The following is an 18,094-nucleotide window of genomic DNA, read 5'->3' as shown; positions in this document are numbered from 1 at the left end:
ATCGGCGTACGCGCCTACCAGCGGTACCAGCGGCCCCGACGGCCGCCACCTCCCGCCGGGCGGACGACGAAGCCCAGCGCCCACACCACGAGCACGATGACCGCTATCCACCACAGCGCCTTCAGTGCGAATCCCGCACCGAAAAGAACAAGAGCCAGCAGAAGAACCAGAAGCAGGGGAACCATGTTTATCAACCTCCAGAACACCGGATGCCCCCACCTCGAACGAACACGCCTCCGGGATTCACTGTTTCTCCACGGGAGTTGCGGGAATGCGAGAAATGCTCGCCGCCCGGCCCGGCGCTATGCAGCCGCCAGTTCGCACCAGACGTATTTGCCCCGGTTGCCTTCCCTCGCGAGTGGCTGCCAGCCCCAGACGTCCGCACAGGCCCGCACGAGAGCCAGCCCCCGCCCGCCCTCCGCGTCGAGGGTCCCGTCCAGCGGCACGGGCGGCTCGGGCGGTCCGGGGTCCGCGTCCCACGCCCCGATCCGCAGCACCCCCGCCGACCAGCGCACCCGCAGAGCCGCGGGCCCCTTGGTATGGCGTACGGCGTTGGAGACCAGCTCAGCCGCCAGCAGCTCGGCGACGTCGACCAGTCGGATCAACCCGTGCATGGTGAGGATCAGACGGAGGGTGCGGCGACTGACGGTGACAGCGCGCGGATCGTTCGGGACGTACAGGGAGTACTCCCAGGGCTCACGTTCGGGCATGCGTCAACTCCGTTGCGGTGGTGGGGGGTTGCGGACAGACGGGCGGTGGCAGTGCCGTAGCCGTCGTGGCAGGACGGGACGGTGCGCTTCCGGGTGCCCCGGGGTGCCGCAGGGTGTGCGTCGCGTCACTGACGGTAGGGCTAACTTGTCATCCCAAGCAAGCCGATCCCGTAATCTCACCCTCGAACGAGTCGCGCCGATCGGCGTGTTGAGGCGAGGAGCGATCGATGGTCCTGAGGCGCGAACCGACGGCACGACAGCTGCGCCTGGGGGTCGAGCTGCGCAGGCTCCGGGAGGCGGCCGGGCTCACCGGCCAGGAGGCGGCAGCACTGCTCGGGACCGGCCGGGTCCAGATCAGCCACATCGAATCCGGACTCACCGGCGTGAGCGAGGAGCGGCTGCGCCGCCTCGCCTCCCATTACGCCTGCACCGACGCCGAGTTCATCGACGCGCTGACCTCGATGACCGCTGATCGGACGCGTGGCTGGTGGGAGGAGTATCGAGGAGCGCTGCCCACACCCTTCCTGGATCTGTCCGAGCTGGACCACCACGCCCGGTTCCAGCACAACGTGGCCATCGTGTTCGTGCCGGGCCTGTTCCAGACGGCGGACTACGCCCGTGCCGTGTTCTCCAACAGGATCCCCGAACTCACCGCGAAGGACATTGACTTGCGCGTTCGGCACCGCCTCGCGCGCCGCACGGTCATCGACGGGCCCACCCCCATCCCCTTCAAGGTGGTGATCCACGAAGCGGCCCTCCGCATCCGGGTCGGCGACCACGCCACCTCACGGGCCCAACTCACCCGCGTCCTGGAACTGTCCGAAGCGGAACACATCATCGTGCGGGTCATCCCCTTCGACCTGGACGGCTTCTCCTGGGGCGGCAGCGCGATGACCTACGTCGGCGGCGCCGTGCCCAAACTGGACACCGTGGTCCGCGACGCTCCCCATGGCGCGACCTTCGTCGATTCCGAAGCTCAACTCGCCACCTACCGAACACGCTTCCGTAAAGTGGAGGCGGTTTCACTCGCGCCGGAACGCTCGCGTGACTTCATCCACAGACTGGCGAAAGAGCTGTGAGGCACCTCGTGACCCCCGACAACTGGCGGAAGTCGTCCTACTCCGACGGCGGCGACGGCAACGACTGCGTGGAGATCGCCGCCTCCCCGACTTATGTCGCCGTACGCGACACGAAGGCCCCGACCCGAGCCGTGCTCGACTTCCCGGCCGGAACCTTCGCAGCGTTCCTGAACGGCGTGAAGGGCTACTCCACCGTCACCGACTTCGCCAGGTTGCGCGGCTGATCCACCTCGTTGCCCCGGGCCGTGGCCAGTTCGCAGGCGAAGACCTGCAACGGGACGGTGGCGACCAGAGGTTGGAGCAGGGTCGGGGTCGCGGGGATGCGGATCAGATGGTCGGCGTACGGCACGACCGCCTCGTCGCCCTCCTCCGCGATGACGATGGTGCGGGCACCCCGGGCGCGGATCTCCTGGATGTTGGACACGATCTTGTCGTGGAGGACGGACCGGCCCCGCGGTGAGGGGACCACGACGACCACCGGCAGGTCGTCCTCGATGAGGGCGATCGGCCCGTGCTTGAGTTCACCCGCCGCGAAGCCCTCGGCGTGCATGTAGGCGAGTTCCTTGAGCTTGAGGGCGCCTTCGAGGGCCACCGGGTAGCCGACATGCCGGCCGAGGAAGAGCACGGTGTCCTTGTCGGCGAGCGAGCGTGCCAGGGCGCGGACCGGCTCCATGGTCTCCAGGACGCGGTCGACCTCGCCGGAGATCTGGGAGAGGTCGCGGATGACGGCGCCGATCTCGTCGCCCCACTTGGTGCCGCGTACCTGGCCGAGGTAGAGGGCGACGAGGTAGCAGGCGACGAGCTGCGTGAGGAACGCCTTGGTGGAGGCGACGGCGACCTCGGGTCCGGCGTGGGTGTAGAGCACGGCGTCGGACTCGCGGGGGATGGTCGAGCCGTTGGTGTTGCAGATGGCGAGGACCTTGGAGCCCTGTTCGCGGGCGTGCCGCAGAGCCATCAGGGTGTCCATGGTCTCGCCGGACTGGGAGATGGCGATGACCAGGGAGCGCGGATCGAGGATGGGGTCGCGGTAGCGGAACTCGCTGGCCAGTTCCACCTCGCACGGGATGCGGGTCCAGTGCTCGATGGCGTACTTGGCGATCATCCCGGCGTGGAAGGCCGTACCGCAGGCGACGATGACGACCTTGTCCAGCTCGCGCATCTCGGCGGCGGAGATACGGACCTCGTCCAGGGTCAGTGAACCCGACGCGTCGATCCGGCCGAGCAGGGTGTCGGCGACCGCCTTGGGCTGCTCGGCGATCTCCTTGAGCATGAAGTAGTCGTAGCCGCCTTTTTCGGCGGCCGAGGCGTCCCAGTCGACGTGGTACGAACGGACGTCGGCCGGACGCCCGTCGAAGCCGGTGACGGTGACGCCGTCCCGCCGCAGCTCCACGACCTGGTCCTGACCGAGTTCGATCGCCGAGCGGGTGTGGGCGATGAACGCGGCGACGTCCGAGGCGAGGAAGGCCTCGCCGTCGCCGACGCCCACCACCAGGGGCGAGTTGCGCCGGGCGCCCACGACCACGTCGGGTTCGTCGGCGTGCACCGCGACCAGTGTGAACGCGCCGTCCAGCCGTCGGCAGACCAGCCGCATGGCCTCCGCGAGGTCGGCGCAGGAGGAGAACTCCTCGGCGAGCAGGTGCGCCACGACCTCGGTGTCGGTCTCGGAGGACAGCTCGTGCCCGCGCTCGGCCAACTCGGCACGCAGGGCGGCGAAGTTCTCGATGATGCCGTTGTGCACGACGGCGACGCGGCCCGCGTTGTCGAGGTGCGGGTGGGCGTTGGCGTCCGTGGGGCCTCCGTGGGTGGCCCACCGGGTGTGCCCGATACCCGTCGTCCCGGCCGGCAGCGGCCGGTCGACCAGCTCCTTCTCCAGATTGACCAGCTTCCCGGCCTTCTTGGCGGCGGCGAGCCCCCCGTCGGCGGGCACGGCGACGCCGGCCGAGTCGTATCCCCGGTACTCCAGGCGCTTCAGCCCGGCCATCACGACCTCGAGCGCCGACTGCGACCCCACGTATCCCACGATTCCGCACATGGGCGGCAGCCTAGGCGCCACCACCCGTCGAAACCCGGCACTCCCTGCCCGAAATCGGAAATCACGCACGAGACGTGAACCGGCCATCTTCGATCCCCCGCCAACCGCCAGCCCCACCAGCCGCACACATGGACCACACAGTGAGTTCATAGGTACGCGCGGAGATCCGCACAAAACGGGTTACCTGCCAGTAGGCGATTTCCCGCCACCCGCGAGGCCACGTATGAAACAAACCTCTGTTCGATGAGGTCCGGGCATGTCTATGGTGGCGGCCGCCTCGACGGACCCTGACCAGTCCGTCCGGGCAAGTCAATCAGCGACCGGGGGAACAGTGTCGCCACGCCACGGGGGGCGCATCGTCATGCCGCAGTGTCCGCAATACGCGATCCCCATGCCGGCCGACTCCTGCCGTGCCGCACCCTCCGCATGAAGGGATGCGCGCTCTTGCGCCTCAGACCACCGCGACTCATCAGCCCCGCACCAGGACGACCCAAGCTTCTGACCCGGCTCATCCCACCGGTCCTCGCGGTCGCGGTCCTGGCCGGCCTCACCGCCCGCCCCGACCTGCTCGACCGGGACACCGGACGCGACGCTGTCCCCGCGAGCGACTCGTACGACGGTTTCGACAGCAAGGCGGCCGAGCAGCTGCGCGCCGACCAGTGTGTGGGCGTCGACGCCCTGCGCAAGGGCGGGCCCAGCCTGTTCGCTCTCGCGCAGAACGCCATCGGGCTGCCGCCCGACCAGCTGCACCAGAAGCTCGACCGGGATCTCTACAACGAGAGCACCCCGCTGCACCAGGCCTTCTACGCGGACAACGCGAGCTCCGACCAGTGGGTCAAGAAGGCCGGTGACCAGGGACAGGCGTGGTCCGGCACGGTCAGTGGGCTGGAGTCCTACCCTGACGCGCCGCGGGACGCGAACAAGATCTTCGACCAGGTCGGCCTGCTTCCATGGCTGTACCAGTCGTACTTCAAGTCCGTCGACCTCTTCTCCCCGTTCTACGAACCATCACCCACCGCCGACGACGCGACGAAGGCCGCCGCGCTCGCGGTCGGCGACCCGCTGTACACCACCGGAGGGACGCAGGAGGAGCAGCAGGCGTGGGCGCTGTGGAAGAAGAACTCCGGGAAGATCCAACCCAATCAGCTGTTCGTTCCCCGGGTGTTCGCCGATGACGCCCGCATCTTCCTGTCCTCGGGCGGCTTTCCCCGCACCGCGCCGGCTGCGGACACCGCCGAGTTCCGTATCGCGGTCGAGGACCTGAAGGCCCGCTTCGCGTCGTGCGCGTGGCACGATCCGATCGACCCGAACCGGGTCCTCGGCAAGGAGGTCGCGCAGGCCTCGGCGGAGTGGCAGCAGGAGATCGCCGCGCAGGCCACGCCGCGCCAGCAGATCCTGGCCGGCAACGTCACCGCGACGAAGGCGCTGCAGGACGGCACCTTCACCCTGGGGCAGATCCTCGGACAGTCGTGGCTGGCGGACTACGCCACACGCTGGCAGGACTACTGGTCCGCGGGCGGCGTGGGCTGGATCGGCGACAGCTACGTGACGATCGAGGTGCCGGGTGCGGCGGGCAGCTGCCTGGATGTTCAGGGCGGCGCGAAGACCAACGGCACGCCCGTGCAGATCTACACCTGCAACGGTGGCGCGTCCCAGCAGTGGACGCTGGAGGGCGGCGAGGACAACCTCCACCTGCGCAATGTCGGCTCCCAGAAGTGCCTGGACGTGGCCGGGAACGCGTCGGCGAACGGCACGAAGATCCAGATCTCGGACTGCTACAAGTCCGACGGTCAGTCGTGGAAAGGCGACGTCCGTGCCACCGCTCCCCTGAAGAGCGTGTCCACGGGCAAGTGCCTGGATCTGAGCGCGTTCACCAAGAGCACGGACGCGCGGCTGTTCGACTGCAAGAACGCCGCTTCGCAGAAGTTCCTGATCAAGCCGTCCGGTCACCAGGGCTCGGGCACTCCCCTGTACCCGGACAAGGCCCAGTTCGACAAGGCGAAGAAGGTCGTCACCGACGCGCAGGCAGCGGCGAAGAAGCAACTGGCGACGCTGAGAACGCAGTTGGACAGCGCCACGAAGGCGGCCACCGCCTCGGACACCGCCGAGCAGGCGGCGTACGGCATCGCGGATGCCACCGGTGCGCCGCGGGGTCGCGGTCTGCTGGTCGGCCAGCAGAAGGCGCAGGTCACCAAGGGGTCGGTGGCCGCGCTGACGGCGATGGTGAAGGCCGGCGAGACCGCCGAGGCCGCGACCAGGGCTGCCGCGGGTGACAGCGCGACGATCACGCAACGGGCGCTGGCCCAGGCCGCACAGGTCAACGCGGAGTTCCGCAAGGAGGCCGCGCACGCGGCCGAGTTGCAGGCGAAAGCCGCGGCGGACGCGGCCAAGCTGCACCGCGACAACGCGAAGCGGGACAAGGAGACCGCGGAGGCCAAGCTCGCCGTGGCGCTGAAGGCCGAGGGCGACGCCAGGTCGGCCGCCGCCGACGCCCACGCCAAGCGGCTCGCCGCCGAGGCGGAGGAGGCGACGGCCAAGGCGGAGAAGGAGACCGCCGCGGCCAAGCAGGCCGAGGCCAACGAGCACAAACAGAACGCCCAGGCGGAAGCCGCGAAGGCCAAGGACGCCAAGGACAAGGCCGAAGCGTCCGAGAAGACCGCCGAGAGCAGGCGGGACGACGCGGTCACGGCACGCGACAACGCCAAGGACAAGCGGGACGACGCCTGGGACGCCGAGCAGAAGGCCGACGCCGCCCGTGCCAAGGCGGACGCGAAGGACGCGTACGCCGACTCGCTGGACTCCGGTGAGGCGGCCGACGCCGCCCGCACCGCCGCCAACGAGGCGGACCGGCACGCGGACGACGCGGAGTCGGCCGCCGGCCGTGCCCGGAGCGAGGCCGACGCGGCCACGCAGGCGGCAGCCGAGGCGGACGCCGCGGCCACCCGCGCGGAGGCTGCCGCGAAGCGGGCCCGTTCCGACGCGGACGCCGCCCAGGCCGCCAAGCTGAAGGCCGACGCCGCGGTGAAGACCGCGACCAGCGCCGCCGCGGACGCCATCCAGGCCGCGGCACACGCCGCGGACGAGGCGAAGACGGCGGTCAAGCTCGCCGACGAGGCGGAGGCACTGGCCAAGACCGCCATGGCCGACGCGGACGCGGCGAACAAGGAGGCCGGCAAGGCTCTGGCCGCCGCGGCGAAGGCCGCGGGCTTCGCCCATGTCACCGCGCAGGCCGCGGTCGACGCGGGCAACGCCGCCTCGCAGGTCGCCAAGCCGGCCAACGACGCGATCGAACTCGGCTCGCCTTACGTCGACACCGACTCGGCCGCCGGCCTGGTCGTCCTGGCCGGGCAGGCGTCGAAGTCGATCGCCGATCAGCAGAAGGCCGTCGCCGACGCCCACGCGCAGAACGCGCAGGCCGAGGCCGCCGCCGCGAAGAACCTCGCCGACCAGGCGAAGGGCGACACGAAGATCGCCTACCAGTACGCGGCCGACGCCGCCGCACACGCGGCCGACGCCCGCGGCTACGCCAAGGAGGCCCTCGGCTACGCGGCCGACGCCGCGGAGGCCGCCTCCAAGGCGTCCGCGTCACTGGCCCGCTCAAAGGAGTACGACCGCCAAGCCACGGTGGACGCGGCAGCCGCCGACAAGGCGGCCGGCCGCGCCGAGGGCTACGCGGCGGACGCCCGCTCCTCGGCCGACCAGGCGGCCCTGGACGCCGACGCCGCCCGCACGGCGGCGAGCGAGGCCGAACAGTCCGCGAAGGACGCCCGAGCGGCAGCCGACCGAGCGGACGCGGCAGCCACCGAGGCGGAGGAGGCGGCGAAGGACGCCGCCAAGTACGCGAAGGAGGCCCAGGAGGCGGCCGACCGCACCGAACGGGAGGAAGCCAACAAGGGGGCGTCCGACGGGGTCGGTACGGGCGTTCCCGGTGTGTTCGCCGTCCCGGACGAGTCCACCGTGGAGATCGTCAGCAGCAAGCAGATCGGCACCTGCCCAGGGATGCCGGAAGCGGCCTTCCAGGGCTGCAACGCGAAATACGACCTGGTCGTCACCTACGAGGCCGACTTCTACCTGTGCACCGACGAGCAGGCGCAGGCCACGGCCGACGGGTGCCCGAAGTCGGCGTGGACGTTCCTGCAGCGGTCGACGCTGAAGAACATCAAGATCGACGGATGGACGCACACGTTCTCCGGCAAGGACATCGTCCGCGCCGGATGGCAGAGCCTCTTCGGCGATGTGGCCGGCTCGATCCTGTTCTCCTTCTTCGCCGAAGACCTGATGGACTGCTGGCACGGCGACAAGACGGCCTGCGCCTGGAGCCTCGCCACCTACGTTCCGCTCGAAAGCCTGCTCGCCCCGATCGCGCGTGCCGTCAAGGCCCTCGACGCGGCCGCCAAGACCGGGATCGGCTTCACCGACGCGTGGAAGGCCCTTCGCACGCTCCATCTGTCCGACGAGGCCATCGCCGGGCTCGGCGCCAAAGCCATCGAGGCTCTCGGCAAGGCGCGGAAGTGGTGCGGGGACAGCTTCCCAGGCACCACGCGCGTGCTGATGGCCGATGGCACGACCAAGGAGATCAAGGACGTCAGGATCGGCGATGCGGTTCTCGCCACTGATCCTGAAAGCGGTCTCACCGAAACCCGCACTGTCTCCCGCACCATCTACACACCGGACGACACCGACTTCGCCGCTATCACGATCGACGTCGGGAATGCCCGGATCACCGCCACGCAGCACCACCCCTTCTGGTCACCCAGCGCCCATCGCTGGATAGACGGAGGTGACCTCCGGCCCGGGCAAACACTGCGTACCAGCAGTGGTGCGACCGTCACCGTGCTCCGCGTCCACACCTTCCACCGGCTTCACTCGGCCTACAACCTCACTGTCGACAGACTTCACACCTACTATGTGCTGGCCGGAACGACACCTGTTCTGGTGCACAACGCAAATGGTTGCCCGACCGGAACCATGGTGCTGGGAATCGGCAGCCACTCGGAAGCGCTGGCCAAGGAAATCAAGGAGGGGTACACCTTCAACGGCGATGCATTCGCGGAAGTGGTCGGCAGGGTCAATGGGAAGCCGATCGCCCTGTGGATGACCGAGGTGTCGAACGTCCTGCGCAACAACGGCAAGGTCGCGGTGACCCTGAAGGGATTCGACGGAGATACACCGGCTGAACAATTTGCGCTCGCCTACAAGGCCTGGCGCTCGGGCGACTGGGCGGCCACGCAGTGGGAAATGGGCCAGATCGGTCTCCAGATACAGCTGGGGAACTTCGAATGGCGCAATATCACGTTCTACAGCAAAGAGGGCAAAGTAGTGCCGCGGGATCAGATGCCCGAACCGAACTGGGACGCACTGAATGGGTGAGGTGACGCCGGAGTTCACCGGTTCGGAGATGTTCCGATCGGACAGGTACTTCCAGGTCTGGCAGTACGCCGTCGGTCATCGCAGGCTGCTCCTCCGCAGTAGCCGGGAAAGGCCGCCGGACACCCGGATCGACGTCTACTTCGCCAACGTGGATCTCATGCTTCTACGTCCGGGCTACGACGGCTTGGTCATCCGCCGGGCCGACGACGACGAATGCCGGAAGGTCGGCCTCGACCACGGGGTGGAGGTCAAGCCCGGACGTCTGTTCGTGCTGGGTGGTGGCCTGAGAAGCTTTGTCGTTTCGGCGCCCCCACAGTGGCATGAGGACGAGGGCGCGATGGACGATCCGTCATGGTTCGGTCCCCTGCGAGGAACGCGCTGAGAACTTATCGGGGGCCCCTTGGTAAAGGGGCCCCCGATACTGTCTGGCCGCTCCCCGTATCCGACGGACCACCCCGGTCATCAATGACCGAGGCCCAGCACCGACCATCGCGGTACGCCCTGGAACAGTGGGCACTCGCCAACAACGAGGGCGACGTCGTCGACTGCGTCATAGGCGTCGAACGTCCGCAGGCCGGCAACGTATGGAAGATCATCACGGAGCTGGCGGACCGGGGCCGGCGGCGCGATCCTCATCCCGAACGGCCCCGCGACGCGCTCGCACGGCGTCGGAACGACCCGACGTGACCCACCCCACCCCCCACCCCGTTCAAACTCCGTTAACAATGGACTGTGATCTCCCCGGTCTCCCCGATGCCCCGGAGCGCCCACCGGCACAGGCCGGAGGCGACTCCCTACCTCGACCTCACCCGAGCCGAGTGGAGCGCGCTGCGGGAGAAGACGCCGCTGCCGCTGACCGCCGAGGAAGTCGAGCGGCTGCGCGGGCTCGGTGACGTCATCGACCTGGACGAGGTGCGGGACATCTACCTCCCGCTGTCCCGGCTGCTGAACCTCTACGTCGGCGCCACCGACGGCCTCCGCGGCGCCCTGAACACCTTCCTCGGCGAGCAGGGCTCCCAGTCCGGCACCCCGTTCGTCATAGGCGTCGCCGGCTCCGTCGCCGTAGGGAAGTCCACCGTCGCCCGGCTCCTCCAGGCCCTGCTGTCGCGCTGGCCCGAGCACCCGCGCGTCGAGCTCGTGACGACGGACGGCTTCCTGCTGCCGACCCGTGAGCTGGAGGCCCGCGGCCTGATGTCCCGCAAGGGCTTCCCCGAGTCGTACGACCGCCGCGCCCTGACCCGGTTCGTCGCCGACATCAAGGCCGGCAAGGGCGAGGTGACGGCCCCCGTCTACTCGCACCTCATCTACGACATCGTCCCCGACCAGCGGCTCACGGTCCGCCGCCCCGACATCCTGATCGTCGAGGGCCTCAACGTGCTGCAGCCCGCCCTGCCCGGCCAGGACGGCCGTACCCGGGTCGGTCTCGCGGACTACTTCGACTTCAGCGTGTACGTCGACGCCCGCACCGAGGACATCGAGCGCTGGTATCTCAACCGGTTCAAGAAGCTGCGCGCGACCGCCTTCCAGGACCCGTCCTCGTACTTCCGCAAGTACACCCAGGTCTCCGAGGAGGAGGCCCTCGACTACGCCCGCACGACCTGGCGCACCATAAACCGCCAGAACCTCGTCGAGAACGTGGCCCCCACCCGAGGCCGCGCCACCCTCATCGTCCGCAAGGGCCCGGACCACAAGGTGCAGCGGCTCAGCCTGCGCAAGCTGTGACCGGACCGGCGGGCCGGGCCTCGGCGCGGGCCTGTAGAAATGACCCATGCTGCATCTGCGCCTGATCACCCCGTCCGACAGGACCGACGACGTGGTCCGCCTGATCGAGACGACGGTCGGCACCACCCATGTCGTCCTGCTGCCGGGGGTCGCCCGCAATCCCGCCGGGGACGTGGTGCTGTGTGATGTGGCACGCGAGGCAGGTGACGAACTCCTCACCGGCCTGCAGGAGTTGGGCATCGAGACCACCGGCTCCATCGCCGTGGAGAACATCGACCTGTCGTTGTCCAAGCGCGCCGAGAAGGCCGAGGCGGAGGCCCCCGGCGAGGGCGCGGACGCGGTGCTGTGGGAGCACCTGACGGAGGCCACGCACGAGGAGTCGACCCTCTCGGTCACCTACGTCGCCTTCATCACCCTCGCCACGATGATCGCGGCCTGCGGTGTGGTGCTCGACAACGCCATCCTGATCGTCGGCGCGATGGCGGTCGGACCGGAGTTCGGCCCCCTCGCGGGCATCTGCACCGCGGTGGTGCGGCGCGCGCCCCGGCTGGCGCTGCGCTCCCTGATCGCCCTGATCGTCGGGTTCGCGGCGGCCATGCTGGTGACGGCGGGCTTCAGCCTCTTCATGGACGCCGTCGGCCTGTTCAGCAAGGCCCAGTTGGAGGCCGACCGCCCCAACACCGGTTTCGTGTACGCGCCCGACTGGTTCTCGTTCGTCGTGGCCGTCCTGGCCGGGGCCGCCGGCACCCTCTCCCTGACGTCGTCCAAGTCGGGCGCCCTGGTGGGCGTCGCCATCTCGGTGACGACCGTCCCGGCCGCGGCCAACGCGGCCGTGGCCCTGACCTACGGCGACACCAACCAGACCTGGCACTCGACGGAGCAGCTCCTGCTCAACCTGGTGGGGATCATCCTCGCGGGCATCCTCACCCTGCTGGCCCAGAAGTGGTTCTGGTCCCTGCACCGCTCCAACAGGCGCCCGGGTGACTTCCCTTCGGCGGCGAGGCGACCGACCGGCACGCCAGGGCACTGACGACCCGGGGCCTCCCCCGGCCGGGCCGGACCGGTACCCCAGGACCTCCCCCGGCCGGGCCGGACCCGTCCCCGGGACCTCCCCCGCCCGGGCCGGACCAGTCCCCCGGGACCACCCCGCCCGGGCCGACGGCAGCCCGGCCCCCAACACCTCTAGCCCAGCGCGGACTTCACCACGTCGGCCAGCCTCCCGGCCACCGACCGCGCCTGGTCGATGTCCGCGGCCTCGACCATGACCCGTACCAACTGCTCGGTCCCCGAGGGCCGCAGCAGGACCCGTCCCGTGGCGCCCAGTTCCCGCTCCGCCTCGGCGACGGCGGCGGCGAGTTCGGCGGAGCTGCCCACCCGCGTGCGGTCCACGTCCGGCACGTTGATGAGGACCTGGGGCAACCGCTCCATGACGGCGGCGAGGTCCCGCAGCGACCGGCCGGTCTCGGCGACCCGGGCGGCGAGGAGGAGGCCGGTCAGAGTGCCGTCACCGGTCGTCGCGTGGTCCAGGATGATGACGTGCCCGGACTGCTCGCCGCCGAGGGCGTAGCCGTGCTCCTTCATCTCCTCCAGCACGTACCGGTCACCGACCGAGGTCTGGATGATCTTCAGTCCCTCGCGCTCCAGCGCCAGCTTGAAGCCCAGATTCGACATGACCGTCGCGACAACGGTGTCGGAGCGCAGTGCGGAACGCTCCCGCATCGCCAGCGCGAGTACGGCCATGATCTGGTCGCCGTCCACCTCCTCACCGGTGTGGTCGACGGCGAGGCAGCGGTCGGCGTCGCCGTCGTGCGCGATCCCGAGGTCCGCTCCGTGTTCGAGGACGGCGGCCTTCAGCGGCCCGAGGTGGGTGGAGCCGCAGCCGTCGTTGATGTTGAGCCCGTCGGGTTCGGCACCGATGGTGACGACCTCGGCCCCGGCCCGGGTGAAGACCTCGGGCGAGACCAGGGCGGCCGCGCCGTGCGCCTCGTCGAGGACGATCCGCAGACCGTCCAGACGGTTCGGCAGCACGCCGAGGAGATGTTCGACGTACCGCTCGGAGCCCTCGTCGTAGGACCGGACCCGGCCCACGCCCTGGCCGGTCGGCCGGTCCCAGGGGGCGCCGGTGCGGTGCTCCTCGTAGACGGCCTCGATCCGCTCCTCCAGCTCGTCGTCGAGCTTGTGCCCGCCGCGCGCGAGGAACTTGATGCCGTTGTCGGGCATCGCGTTGTGACTGGCGGAGAGCATCACGCCGAGGTCGGCGCCGAGCGCGCCCGTGAGATACGCCACCGCCGGCGTCGGCAGCACGCCGACGCACCGCACGTCCACGCCCGCGCTGGCGAGGCCGGCGACCACGGCGGCCTCCAGGAACTCCCCGGACGCGCGCGGGTCGCGGCCGACCACGGCGGTCGGCCGGTGGCCCGCGAAGGTGCCCGCCTCGGCCAGTACGTGCGCCGCGGCGACGGAGAGGCCCAGTGCCATCTCGGCCGTCAGATCCGCGTTGGCGACACCGCGCACGCCGTCCGTGCCGAAGAGTCGTCCCACTTGTCCTCCTGAGGAAGCATCAGTTCCGGAAGTCCGGAAGCCGTCCGGTGACTTCCGCATCCCAGGCATTCCATGCCTGAACATCAGATCACACAAGACTTTGAAGGTCTTATGTCGTTATACGCCCAGGCTGTGATAAACGAACGCCCCGGCGGCACAGTGGCGTGCCGCCGGGGCGTTCGGACTACCTGCAGGCAGCAGCGATTAACGCTTGCTGTACTGCGGAGCCTTGCGGGCCTTCTTGAGACCGGCCTTCTTGCGCTCGACCGCACGGTCGTCACGCTTGAGGTAACCGGCCTTCTTGAGGGCGGCGCGGTTGTTGTCGACGTCCGCCTCGTTCAGCGCGCGGGCGACACCGAGACGGAGCGCACCGGCCTGACCGGAGACGCCGCCACCCGAGATGCGGGCGATGACGTCGTAGCGGTTGTCGAGCTCGAGCACCTTGAAGGGCTCGTTGACTTCCTGCTGGTGCACCTTGTTCGGGAAGTAGTCCTCGAGCGTGCGCCCGTTGACCTTCCACTTGCCGGTGCCCGGGACGATCCGGACGCGGGCGATGGCGTTCTTGCGGCGGCCCAGGCCGGCGGCCGGCTGGGGGTCGCCGAAGCGGCCGGCCAGCGACTCGGAGGTGTACTCGCCCTCGACGGGCACCTCGGACTCGGTGGTGTAGCTCTCGATGTCCACGTTCTCGACATCGGCGTTCTCGTCGAGCGGCTGCTCGACAGTGGTCTCGGCCACGATTCTCCTCAGAATTCTCTACGTCTTAGGGGGTGGCCGGAACTACTGCGCGACCTGGGTGATCTCGAACGGCACCGGCTGCTGGGCAGCGTGCGGGTGCTGGTCGCCCGAATAGACCTTCAGCTTCGAGAGCACCTGACGGCCCAGGGTGTTCTTGGGGATCATGCCCTTGATGGCCTTCTCGACGGCCTTCTCGGGGTTCTTCGCCAGCAGCTCGTCGTAGCGGACGGAGCGCAGACCACCCGGGTAACCGGAGTGGCGGTACGCCAGCTTCTGGGTCTTCTTGTTGCCGGAGAGGTGCACCTTGTCGGCGTTGATGATGATGACGAAGTCACCCGCATCGACGTGAGGTGCGTAAATCGGCTTGTGCTTGCCCCGCAGGATGTTCGCGGCAGTGGTCGCCAGACGACCCAGGACGACATCCTGGGCGTCGATGACGTACCACTGGCGAGTGATGTCGCCGGGCTTGGGGCTGAACGTACGCACGGTCGTAGCCTTCGCTTCTTCAGTGAGTGGGTCCTGACATGGCCACCACGGACGATGTACGACAGCCCTGGCGGACCTCGGTGACGCAACCGAGTCCTGCCGCTGGTCATCGGCCCGGTGGACCGGTGTAAGGGCCCCTCACGTGAGAATGAGCAAGCCAATACACATAACGAACAAGCAGGATACCTTCGGGGACCCGGACGGGTCAAAACGCGGGATCGCTGCCGGTACTCATCGTACCGGGCCCCCGCCCCGACCTCCGGCCCCCGAGCTCGCCGGACCCGCGGGAACGGCTGTGACCTGCGAAGACGTGGGACCCGTGTGACGCAGGGGACGCGCAGAGTGACATGTTCCTTCACATTCACACAGCACAACGACACCCGTTCGCACGTCTAAGATGCGGCCCATGAGCTTTGGGCAGGGGGGACCCCAGTCCCAGTGGGATCCCTGGAAACCGAATTCCCAGCAGCAGCCGTGGCACACCGGCACCGACCAGACGCCGGACTGGGCCGCGCTGGCCGAGGCGTCCGAGACGCGCAACAGGCGCCGCCGACTGCTGTTCATAGGCGGCGGCGTGGTCGCCACCGTGGCGATCGGCGTCGCCGTGGCGATGGGCGTCATGGACGCGGGCGGCAAGGACGAGGCGTCGGGCACGCCGAACTCCCAGCCCTCGACGGCCGACCTGCCGAGCGCGACCGGCGGGACGGCCCCGTCGTTCGCCCCGACCAGCGCACCGCCCCCGCTGGACCCGAAGGAGTTCATCGCCAGCAAGAACAAGGACACGGCGCCGGTCGGCCCCGACATCCTCTTCCCGGGCACCCAGCTGACCGTGGGCGAGACCGTGTACAAGAAGGGCGCGGTCGCCGACACGAAGAACTGCGCGTCGGCCGCGCGGGGCACCCTCGTCAAGGTCCTCGGCACCAACAAGTGCACCCGCCTGATGCGCGTGACGTACTCCAGGGACGGCGTCGCCGTGACGGTCGGCGTGGCCCTGTTCGACACCGAGGCGCAGGCGACCGCCGCCAAGAGCCAGGCCGACAACAAGAGCATCGTCGGATCGCTGGCCGGCAAGGGCGTGAAGGCGTTCTGCAACTCCGCGATCTGCCGTTCGACCACCAACTCCCTCGGCCGCTACGCCTACTTCACGATCGCCGGGTTCACCGACGGCAAGGACGTGACGACGAAGGACACCAAGGTCTTCTCCACGGGCAACGACCTGGCGGAGTTCGCGTTCCGCCAGATCCGCCGCCGCGGCGAGGCCCAGGCGTCGGCCGCCGCCGCGGGCTAGGCCGGGCCGGGGGCCGGGGCCGCCGGGGTCAGCAGCAGCCGGCCCCGGGCAGCGACCGCTTGTTCCGCGCCTCCCGGCTGCGCGCGGCCAACAGCTCGTCGGCGGGGTACCCGACCTCCTCCAGCGTCAGCCCGTGCGGCCGTACGACGTGCACGGCCGAGTCCCGTACGCCGGCCGCCAGCACCTTCCCGGGCCACTCGCTCCCCCGGTGGCCGTCGCCCACGAACAGCAGCGCCCCGATGAGCGAGCGCACCATGTTGTGGCAGAACGCGTCGGCGCGGACGGTCGCGGTGATGATGCCGTCCTCGCCCCGCTCCAGCGCCAGCTCCTGGAGCGTACGGATGGTGGTGGCCCCCTCGCGCCGCTTGCAGTAGGCGGCGAAGTCGTGCTCGCCGAGCAGGGCCCGCGCCGCCTCGTTCATGGCGTCCACGTCCAACGGCCAGTCGTGCCACAGGACATGGCCACGCAGCAGCGGGTCGACCCCGCCGGGGCTGTCGGTGACCCGGTAGGCGTAGCGCCGCCAGACGGCCGAGAAACGGGCGTTGAAGCCCGCGGGGGCCTCCGTCAGGGACCAGACCCGCACGTCCTTCGCCAGGCGCCCGGCGAGCCGCTTGAGGAGCTTCTCGCGGTGCTCGGCCCACAGCTCGGCGGGCAGGTCGACATGCGCCACCTGCCCCCGCGCGTGCACCCCCGCGTCCGTCCGCCCGGCCACGGTCAGCTCGTACGTCGTCTCCCCCGACCGCGTCACCGTCCGCAGGGCGTCCTCGATGTCGCCCTGCACGGTCCGGCGCCCACCGGCCTGCTTCGCCCAGCCGGAGAACCCGCTCCCGTCGTACGAGAGGTCCATCCGCACCCGTACGAACCCGGGCTGTACTTCGTCACTCACCCCTAGATCCTCTCAGCAACGCAAGAGCGGGCCCGCCCCGAAGGGCGGACCCGCTCGACGCAGGGCGGAGCCTCAGGCGTCCTTGGACTCCTCGGCCGCAGCCGCGTCCTCGACCTCGTCGGCCTTGGTCTCCTCGACCTTGGCCTCCTCGGACTCCTTGACCGCACGCTTGGTGGCGGCCTCGGCCTCGCCGGTCGCCTGCTGCGCGACCGTCAGCGCCTCGACCAGCTCGATGACAGCCATGGGCGCGTTGTCGCCACGACGGTTACCGATCTTGGTGATGCGGGTGTAGCCACCGGGGCGGTTCTCGTAGCGCGGACCGATCTCGGTGAAGAGCGTGTGGACGACGCTCTTGTCCGTGATCACCTGGAGCACCTGGCGACGGTTGTGCAGGTCGCCCTTCTTGCCCTTGGTGATCAGACGCTCGGCGTACGGGCGCAGCTTGCGCGCCTTCGCCTCGGTGGTGGTGATACGACCGTGCTCGAAGAGCGACTTCGCGAGGTTCGCGAGGAGCAGCTTCTCGTGCGCGGCGCTGCCGCCCAGACGGGCACCCTTGGTGGGCTTCGGCATGGTGTCTCTCCTAGGTGTCTGCCCCGGCCGTATCAGGTACCGAAGTCAGTGTCCGAGCAGGCGATCGCCCGTCGGAGATCCAGGCCCCCCGCGGGGGGCCTGGAAGGGGCGCGGGGAACCGCGCGACCGGCCACGACCGGCCCGCGGACGCAGTACGGCCTCCCCGCGGAGCACTCAGTACTGCTCGGTCTCCACGAAACCGGCATCCGCGTCGTCGTCCGCGCCGAACGCGTCCGCCGCGGCCGTCGGGTCGAATCCGGGCGGGCTGTCCTTGAGGGCCAGGCCCATGCCGGCCAGCTTGGCCTTGACCTCGTCGATGGACTTCGCACCGAAGTTGCGGATGTCCAGCAGGTCGGCCTCGGAGCGGGCGACGAGTTCACCCACGGAGTGGATGCCCTCACGCTTGAGGCAGTTGTAGGACCGGACGGTGAGCTCGAGCTCCTCGATCGGCAGCGCGAGGTCGGCGGCGAGGGCGGCGTCCGTGGGGGACGGGCCCATGTCGATGCCCTCGGCGTCGATGTTGAGCTCACGCGCCAGACCGAACAGCTCGACCAGGGTCTTGCCGGCCGACGCCATGGCGTCACGCGGACGCATGGCCTGCTTGGTCTCGACGTCGACGATCAGCTTGTCGAAGTCGGTGCGCTGCTCGACACGGGTCGCCTCGACCTTGTAGGT

Annotated in this window: 17 protein-coding genes; 8 read left to right on the top strand and 9 right to left on the bottom strand. The window is 69.5% G+C overall.

What is annotated here, in order from left to right:
- Positions 1 to 14 precede the first annotated feature (14 nt).
- Both ABZT03_RS35155 and ABZT03_RS35150 read right to left on the bottom strand, forming a co-directional pair.
- Positions 15 to 185 carry a hydrophobic protein gene (locus ABZT03_RS35155; RefSeq protein ID WP_356046985.1) on the bottom strand — a complete coding sequence of 57 codons (171 nt, stop codon included), beginning with the start codon at positions 183 to 185 and terminating at the stop codon, positions 15 to 17.
- A gap of 117 nt (positions 186 to 302) precedes the next feature.
- Positions 303 to 710 (bottom strand): ATP-binding protein, encoded by a 408-nt coding sequence (locus ABZT03_RS35150; protein WP_356046983.1) that lies wholly within the window; start codon positions 708 to 710, stop codon positions 303 to 305.
- 227 nt (positions 711 to 937) lie between these two features.
- On the opposite strand from ABZT03_RS35150, the gene ABZT03_RS35145 reads away from it, so the two are divergent.
- Both ABZT03_RS35145 and ABZT03_RS35140 read left to right on the top strand, forming a co-directional pair.
- A complete protein-coding gene (locus tag ABZT03_RS35145; protein ID WP_356046982.1) occupies positions 938 to 1,789 on the top strand; it encodes a helix-turn-helix transcriptional regulator in 852 nt (283 codons plus the stop codon).
- Positions 1,786 to 2,013 (top strand): DUF397 domain-containing protein, encoded by a 228-nt coding sequence (locus ABZT03_RS35140; protein ID WP_356046980.1) that lies wholly within the window; start codon positions 1,786 to 1,788, stop codon positions 2,011 to 2,013. The genes ABZT03_RS35145 and ABZT03_RS35140 overlap by 4 nt, the downstream gene beginning before the upstream one ends.
- On the opposite strand, the gene glmS is transcribed toward ABZT03_RS35140, so the two are convergent.
- The gene (glmS, locus tag ABZT03_RS35135) at positions 1,974 to 3,821 is read right to left on the bottom strand and encodes a glutamine--fructose-6-phosphate transaminase (isomerizing) (protein WP_356046978.1); all 1,848 of its coding nucleotides are present in this window, start codon (positions 3,819 to 3,821) and stop codon (positions 1,974 to 1,976) included. The genes ABZT03_RS35140 and glmS overlap by 40 nt on opposite strands.
- Before the next feature lie 444 nt (positions 3,822 to 4,265).
- Here glmS and ABZT03_RS35130 point away from each other — a divergent pair, with 444 nt between their 5' ends.
- The 5 genes from ABZT03_RS35130 (at position 4,266) to ABZT03_RS35110 (ending at position 11,943) form a co-directional block, all read left to right on the top strand.
- Complete coding sequence (locus tag ABZT03_RS35130) at positions 4,266 to 9,191, top strand: RICIN domain-containing protein (RefSeq protein WP_356046976.1); 4,926 nt, start codon at positions 4,266 to 4,268, stop codon at positions 9,189 to 9,191.
- Entirely contained in the window at positions 9,184 to 9,573 is a 390-nt protein-coding gene (locus tag ABZT03_RS35125; RefSeq protein ID WP_356046975.1) for a hypothetical protein, read from the top strand. Before ABZT03_RS35130 ends, ABZT03_RS35125 begins: the two co-directional genes overlap by 8 nt.
- Before the next feature lie 83 nt (positions 9,574 to 9,656).
- Complete coding sequence (locus ABZT03_RS35120) at positions 9,657 to 9,878, top strand: hypothetical protein (protein WP_356046973.1); 222 nt, start codon at positions 9,657 to 9,659, stop codon at positions 9,876 to 9,878.
- A gap of 66 nt (positions 9,879 to 9,944) precedes the next feature.
- The gene (gene coaA / locus ABZT03_RS35115; protein ID WP_356047003.1) at positions 9,945 to 10,913 is read left to right on the top strand and encodes a type I pantothenate kinase; all 969 of its coding nucleotides are present in this window, start codon (positions 9,945 to 9,947) and stop codon (positions 10,911 to 10,913) included.
- Between the two features lie 46 nt (positions 10,914 to 10,959).
- Positions 10,960 to 11,943: a DUF389 domain-containing protein gene (locus ABZT03_RS35110; protein WP_356046972.1), complete on the top strand. Its 984-nt coding sequence runs from the start codon at positions 10,960 to 10,962 to the stop codon at positions 11,941 to 11,943.
- 152 nt (positions 11,944 to 12,095) lie between these two features.
- Here ABZT03_RS35110 and glmM read toward each other — a convergent pair whose 3' ends face one another.
- The 3 genes from glmM to rplM all read right to left on the bottom strand — a co-directional run bounded on the left by glmM (position 12,096) and on the right by rplM (position 14,675).
- Positions 12,096 to 13,454 carry a phosphoglucosamine mutase gene (glmM, locus tag ABZT03_RS35105; RefSeq protein ID WP_356046970.1) on the bottom strand — a complete coding sequence of 453 codons (1,359 nt, stop codon included), beginning with the start codon at positions 13,452 to 13,454 and terminating at the stop codon, positions 12,096 to 12,098.
- A 204-nt stretch (positions 13,455 to 13,658) separates the two neighbouring features.
- Complete coding sequence (rpsI, locus tag ABZT03_RS35100; protein ID WP_356046968.1) at positions 13,659 to 14,189, bottom strand: 30S ribosomal protein S9; 531 nt, start codon at positions 14,187 to 14,189, stop codon at positions 13,659 to 13,661.
- A 42-nt stretch (positions 14,190 to 14,231) separates the two neighbouring features.
- A complete protein-coding gene (rplM, locus tag ABZT03_RS35095) occupies positions 14,232 to 14,675 on the bottom strand; it encodes a 50S ribosomal protein L13 (RefSeq protein WP_055614906.1) in 444 nt (147 codons plus the stop codon).
- 406 nt (positions 14,676 to 15,081) lie between these two features.
- On the opposite strand from rplM, the gene ABZT03_RS35090 reads away from it, so the two are divergent.
- Positions 15,082 to 15,963 (top strand): hypothetical protein, encoded by an 882-nt coding sequence (locus ABZT03_RS35090; RefSeq protein ID WP_356046966.1) that lies wholly within the window; start codon positions 15,082 to 15,084, stop codon positions 15,961 to 15,963.
- 28 nt (positions 15,964 to 15,991) lie between these two features.
- Here ABZT03_RS35090 and truA read toward each other — a convergent pair whose 3' ends face one another.
- The 3 genes from truA to ABZT03_RS35075 all read right to left on the bottom strand — a co-directional run.
- A complete protein-coding gene (gene truA, locus ABZT03_RS35085) occupies positions 15,992 to 16,849 on the bottom strand; it encodes a tRNA pseudouridine(38-40) synthase TruA (protein ID WP_356046964.1) in 858 nt (285 codons plus the stop codon).
- 72 nt (positions 16,850 to 16,921) lie between these two features.
- Positions 16,922 to 17,419 (bottom strand): 50S ribosomal protein L17, encoded by a 498-nt coding sequence (gene rplQ, locus ABZT03_RS35080; protein ID WP_356046963.1) that lies wholly within the window; start codon positions 17,417 to 17,419, stop codon positions 16,922 to 16,924.
- A gap of 174 nt (positions 17,420 to 17,593) precedes the next feature.
- Positions 17,594 to 18,094 (bottom strand): DNA-directed RNA polymerase subunit alpha C-terminal domain-containing protein (locus tag ABZT03_RS35075; RefSeq protein ID WP_356046959.1); only part of this gene is annotated, 501 nt, incomplete at its 5' end.

The organism is Streptomyces sp. NPDC005574 (assembly GCF_040605435.1).
Lineage (GTDB): Bacteria > Actinomycetota > Actinomycetes > Streptomycetales > Streptomycetaceae > Streptomyces.
The sequence above is the reverse complement of the archived record's forward strand: the minus strand, read 5'-3'. Positions and strand labels throughout refer to the sequence as shown.

What these genes read in the sequence shown, in the direction of transcription:
- ABZT03_RS35155 (WP_356046985.1), bottom strand. Translation starts at nt 185, where the DNA reads ATGGTTCCCCTGCTTCTGGTTCTTCTGCTGGCTCTTGTTCTTTTCGGT.
- ABZT03_RS35150 (WP_356046983.1), bottom strand. Translation starts at nt 710, where the DNA reads ATGCCCGAACGTGAGCCCTGGGAGTACTCCCTGTACGTCCCGAACGAT.
- ABZT03_RS35145 (WP_356046982.1), top strand. Translation starts at nt 938, where the DNA reads ATGGTCCTGAGGCGCGAACCGACGGCACGACAGCTGCGCCTGGGGGTC.
- glmS (WP_356046978.1), bottom strand. Translation starts at nt 3,821, where the DNA reads ATGTGCGGAATCGTGGGATACGTGGGGTCGCAGTCGGCGCTCGAGGTC.
- ABZT03_RS35125 (WP_356046975.1), top strand. Translation starts at nt 9,184, where the DNA reads ATGGGTGAGGTGACGCCGGAGTTCACCGGTTCGGAGATGTTCCGATCG.
- ABZT03_RS35120 (WP_356046973.1), top strand. Translation starts at nt 9,657, where the DNA reads ATGACCGAGGCCCAGCACCGACCATCGCGGTACGCCCTGGAACAGTGG.
- coaA (WP_356047003.1), top strand. Translation starts at nt 9,945, where the DNA reads ATGCCCCGGAGCGCCCACCGGCACAGGCCGGAGGCGACTCCCTACCTC.
- ABZT03_RS35110 (WP_356046972.1), top strand. Translation starts at nt 10,960, where the DNA reads ATGCTGCATCTGCGCCTGATCACCCCGTCCGACAGGACCGACGACGTG.
- ABZT03_RS35090 (WP_356046966.1), top strand. Translation starts at nt 15,082, where the DNA reads ATGAGCTTTGGGCAGGGGGGACCCCAGTCCCAGTGGGATCCCTGGAAA.
- rplQ (WP_356046963.1), bottom strand. Translation starts at nt 17,419, where the DNA reads ATGCCGAAGCCCACCAAGGGTGCCCGTCTGGGCGGCAGCGCCGCGCAC.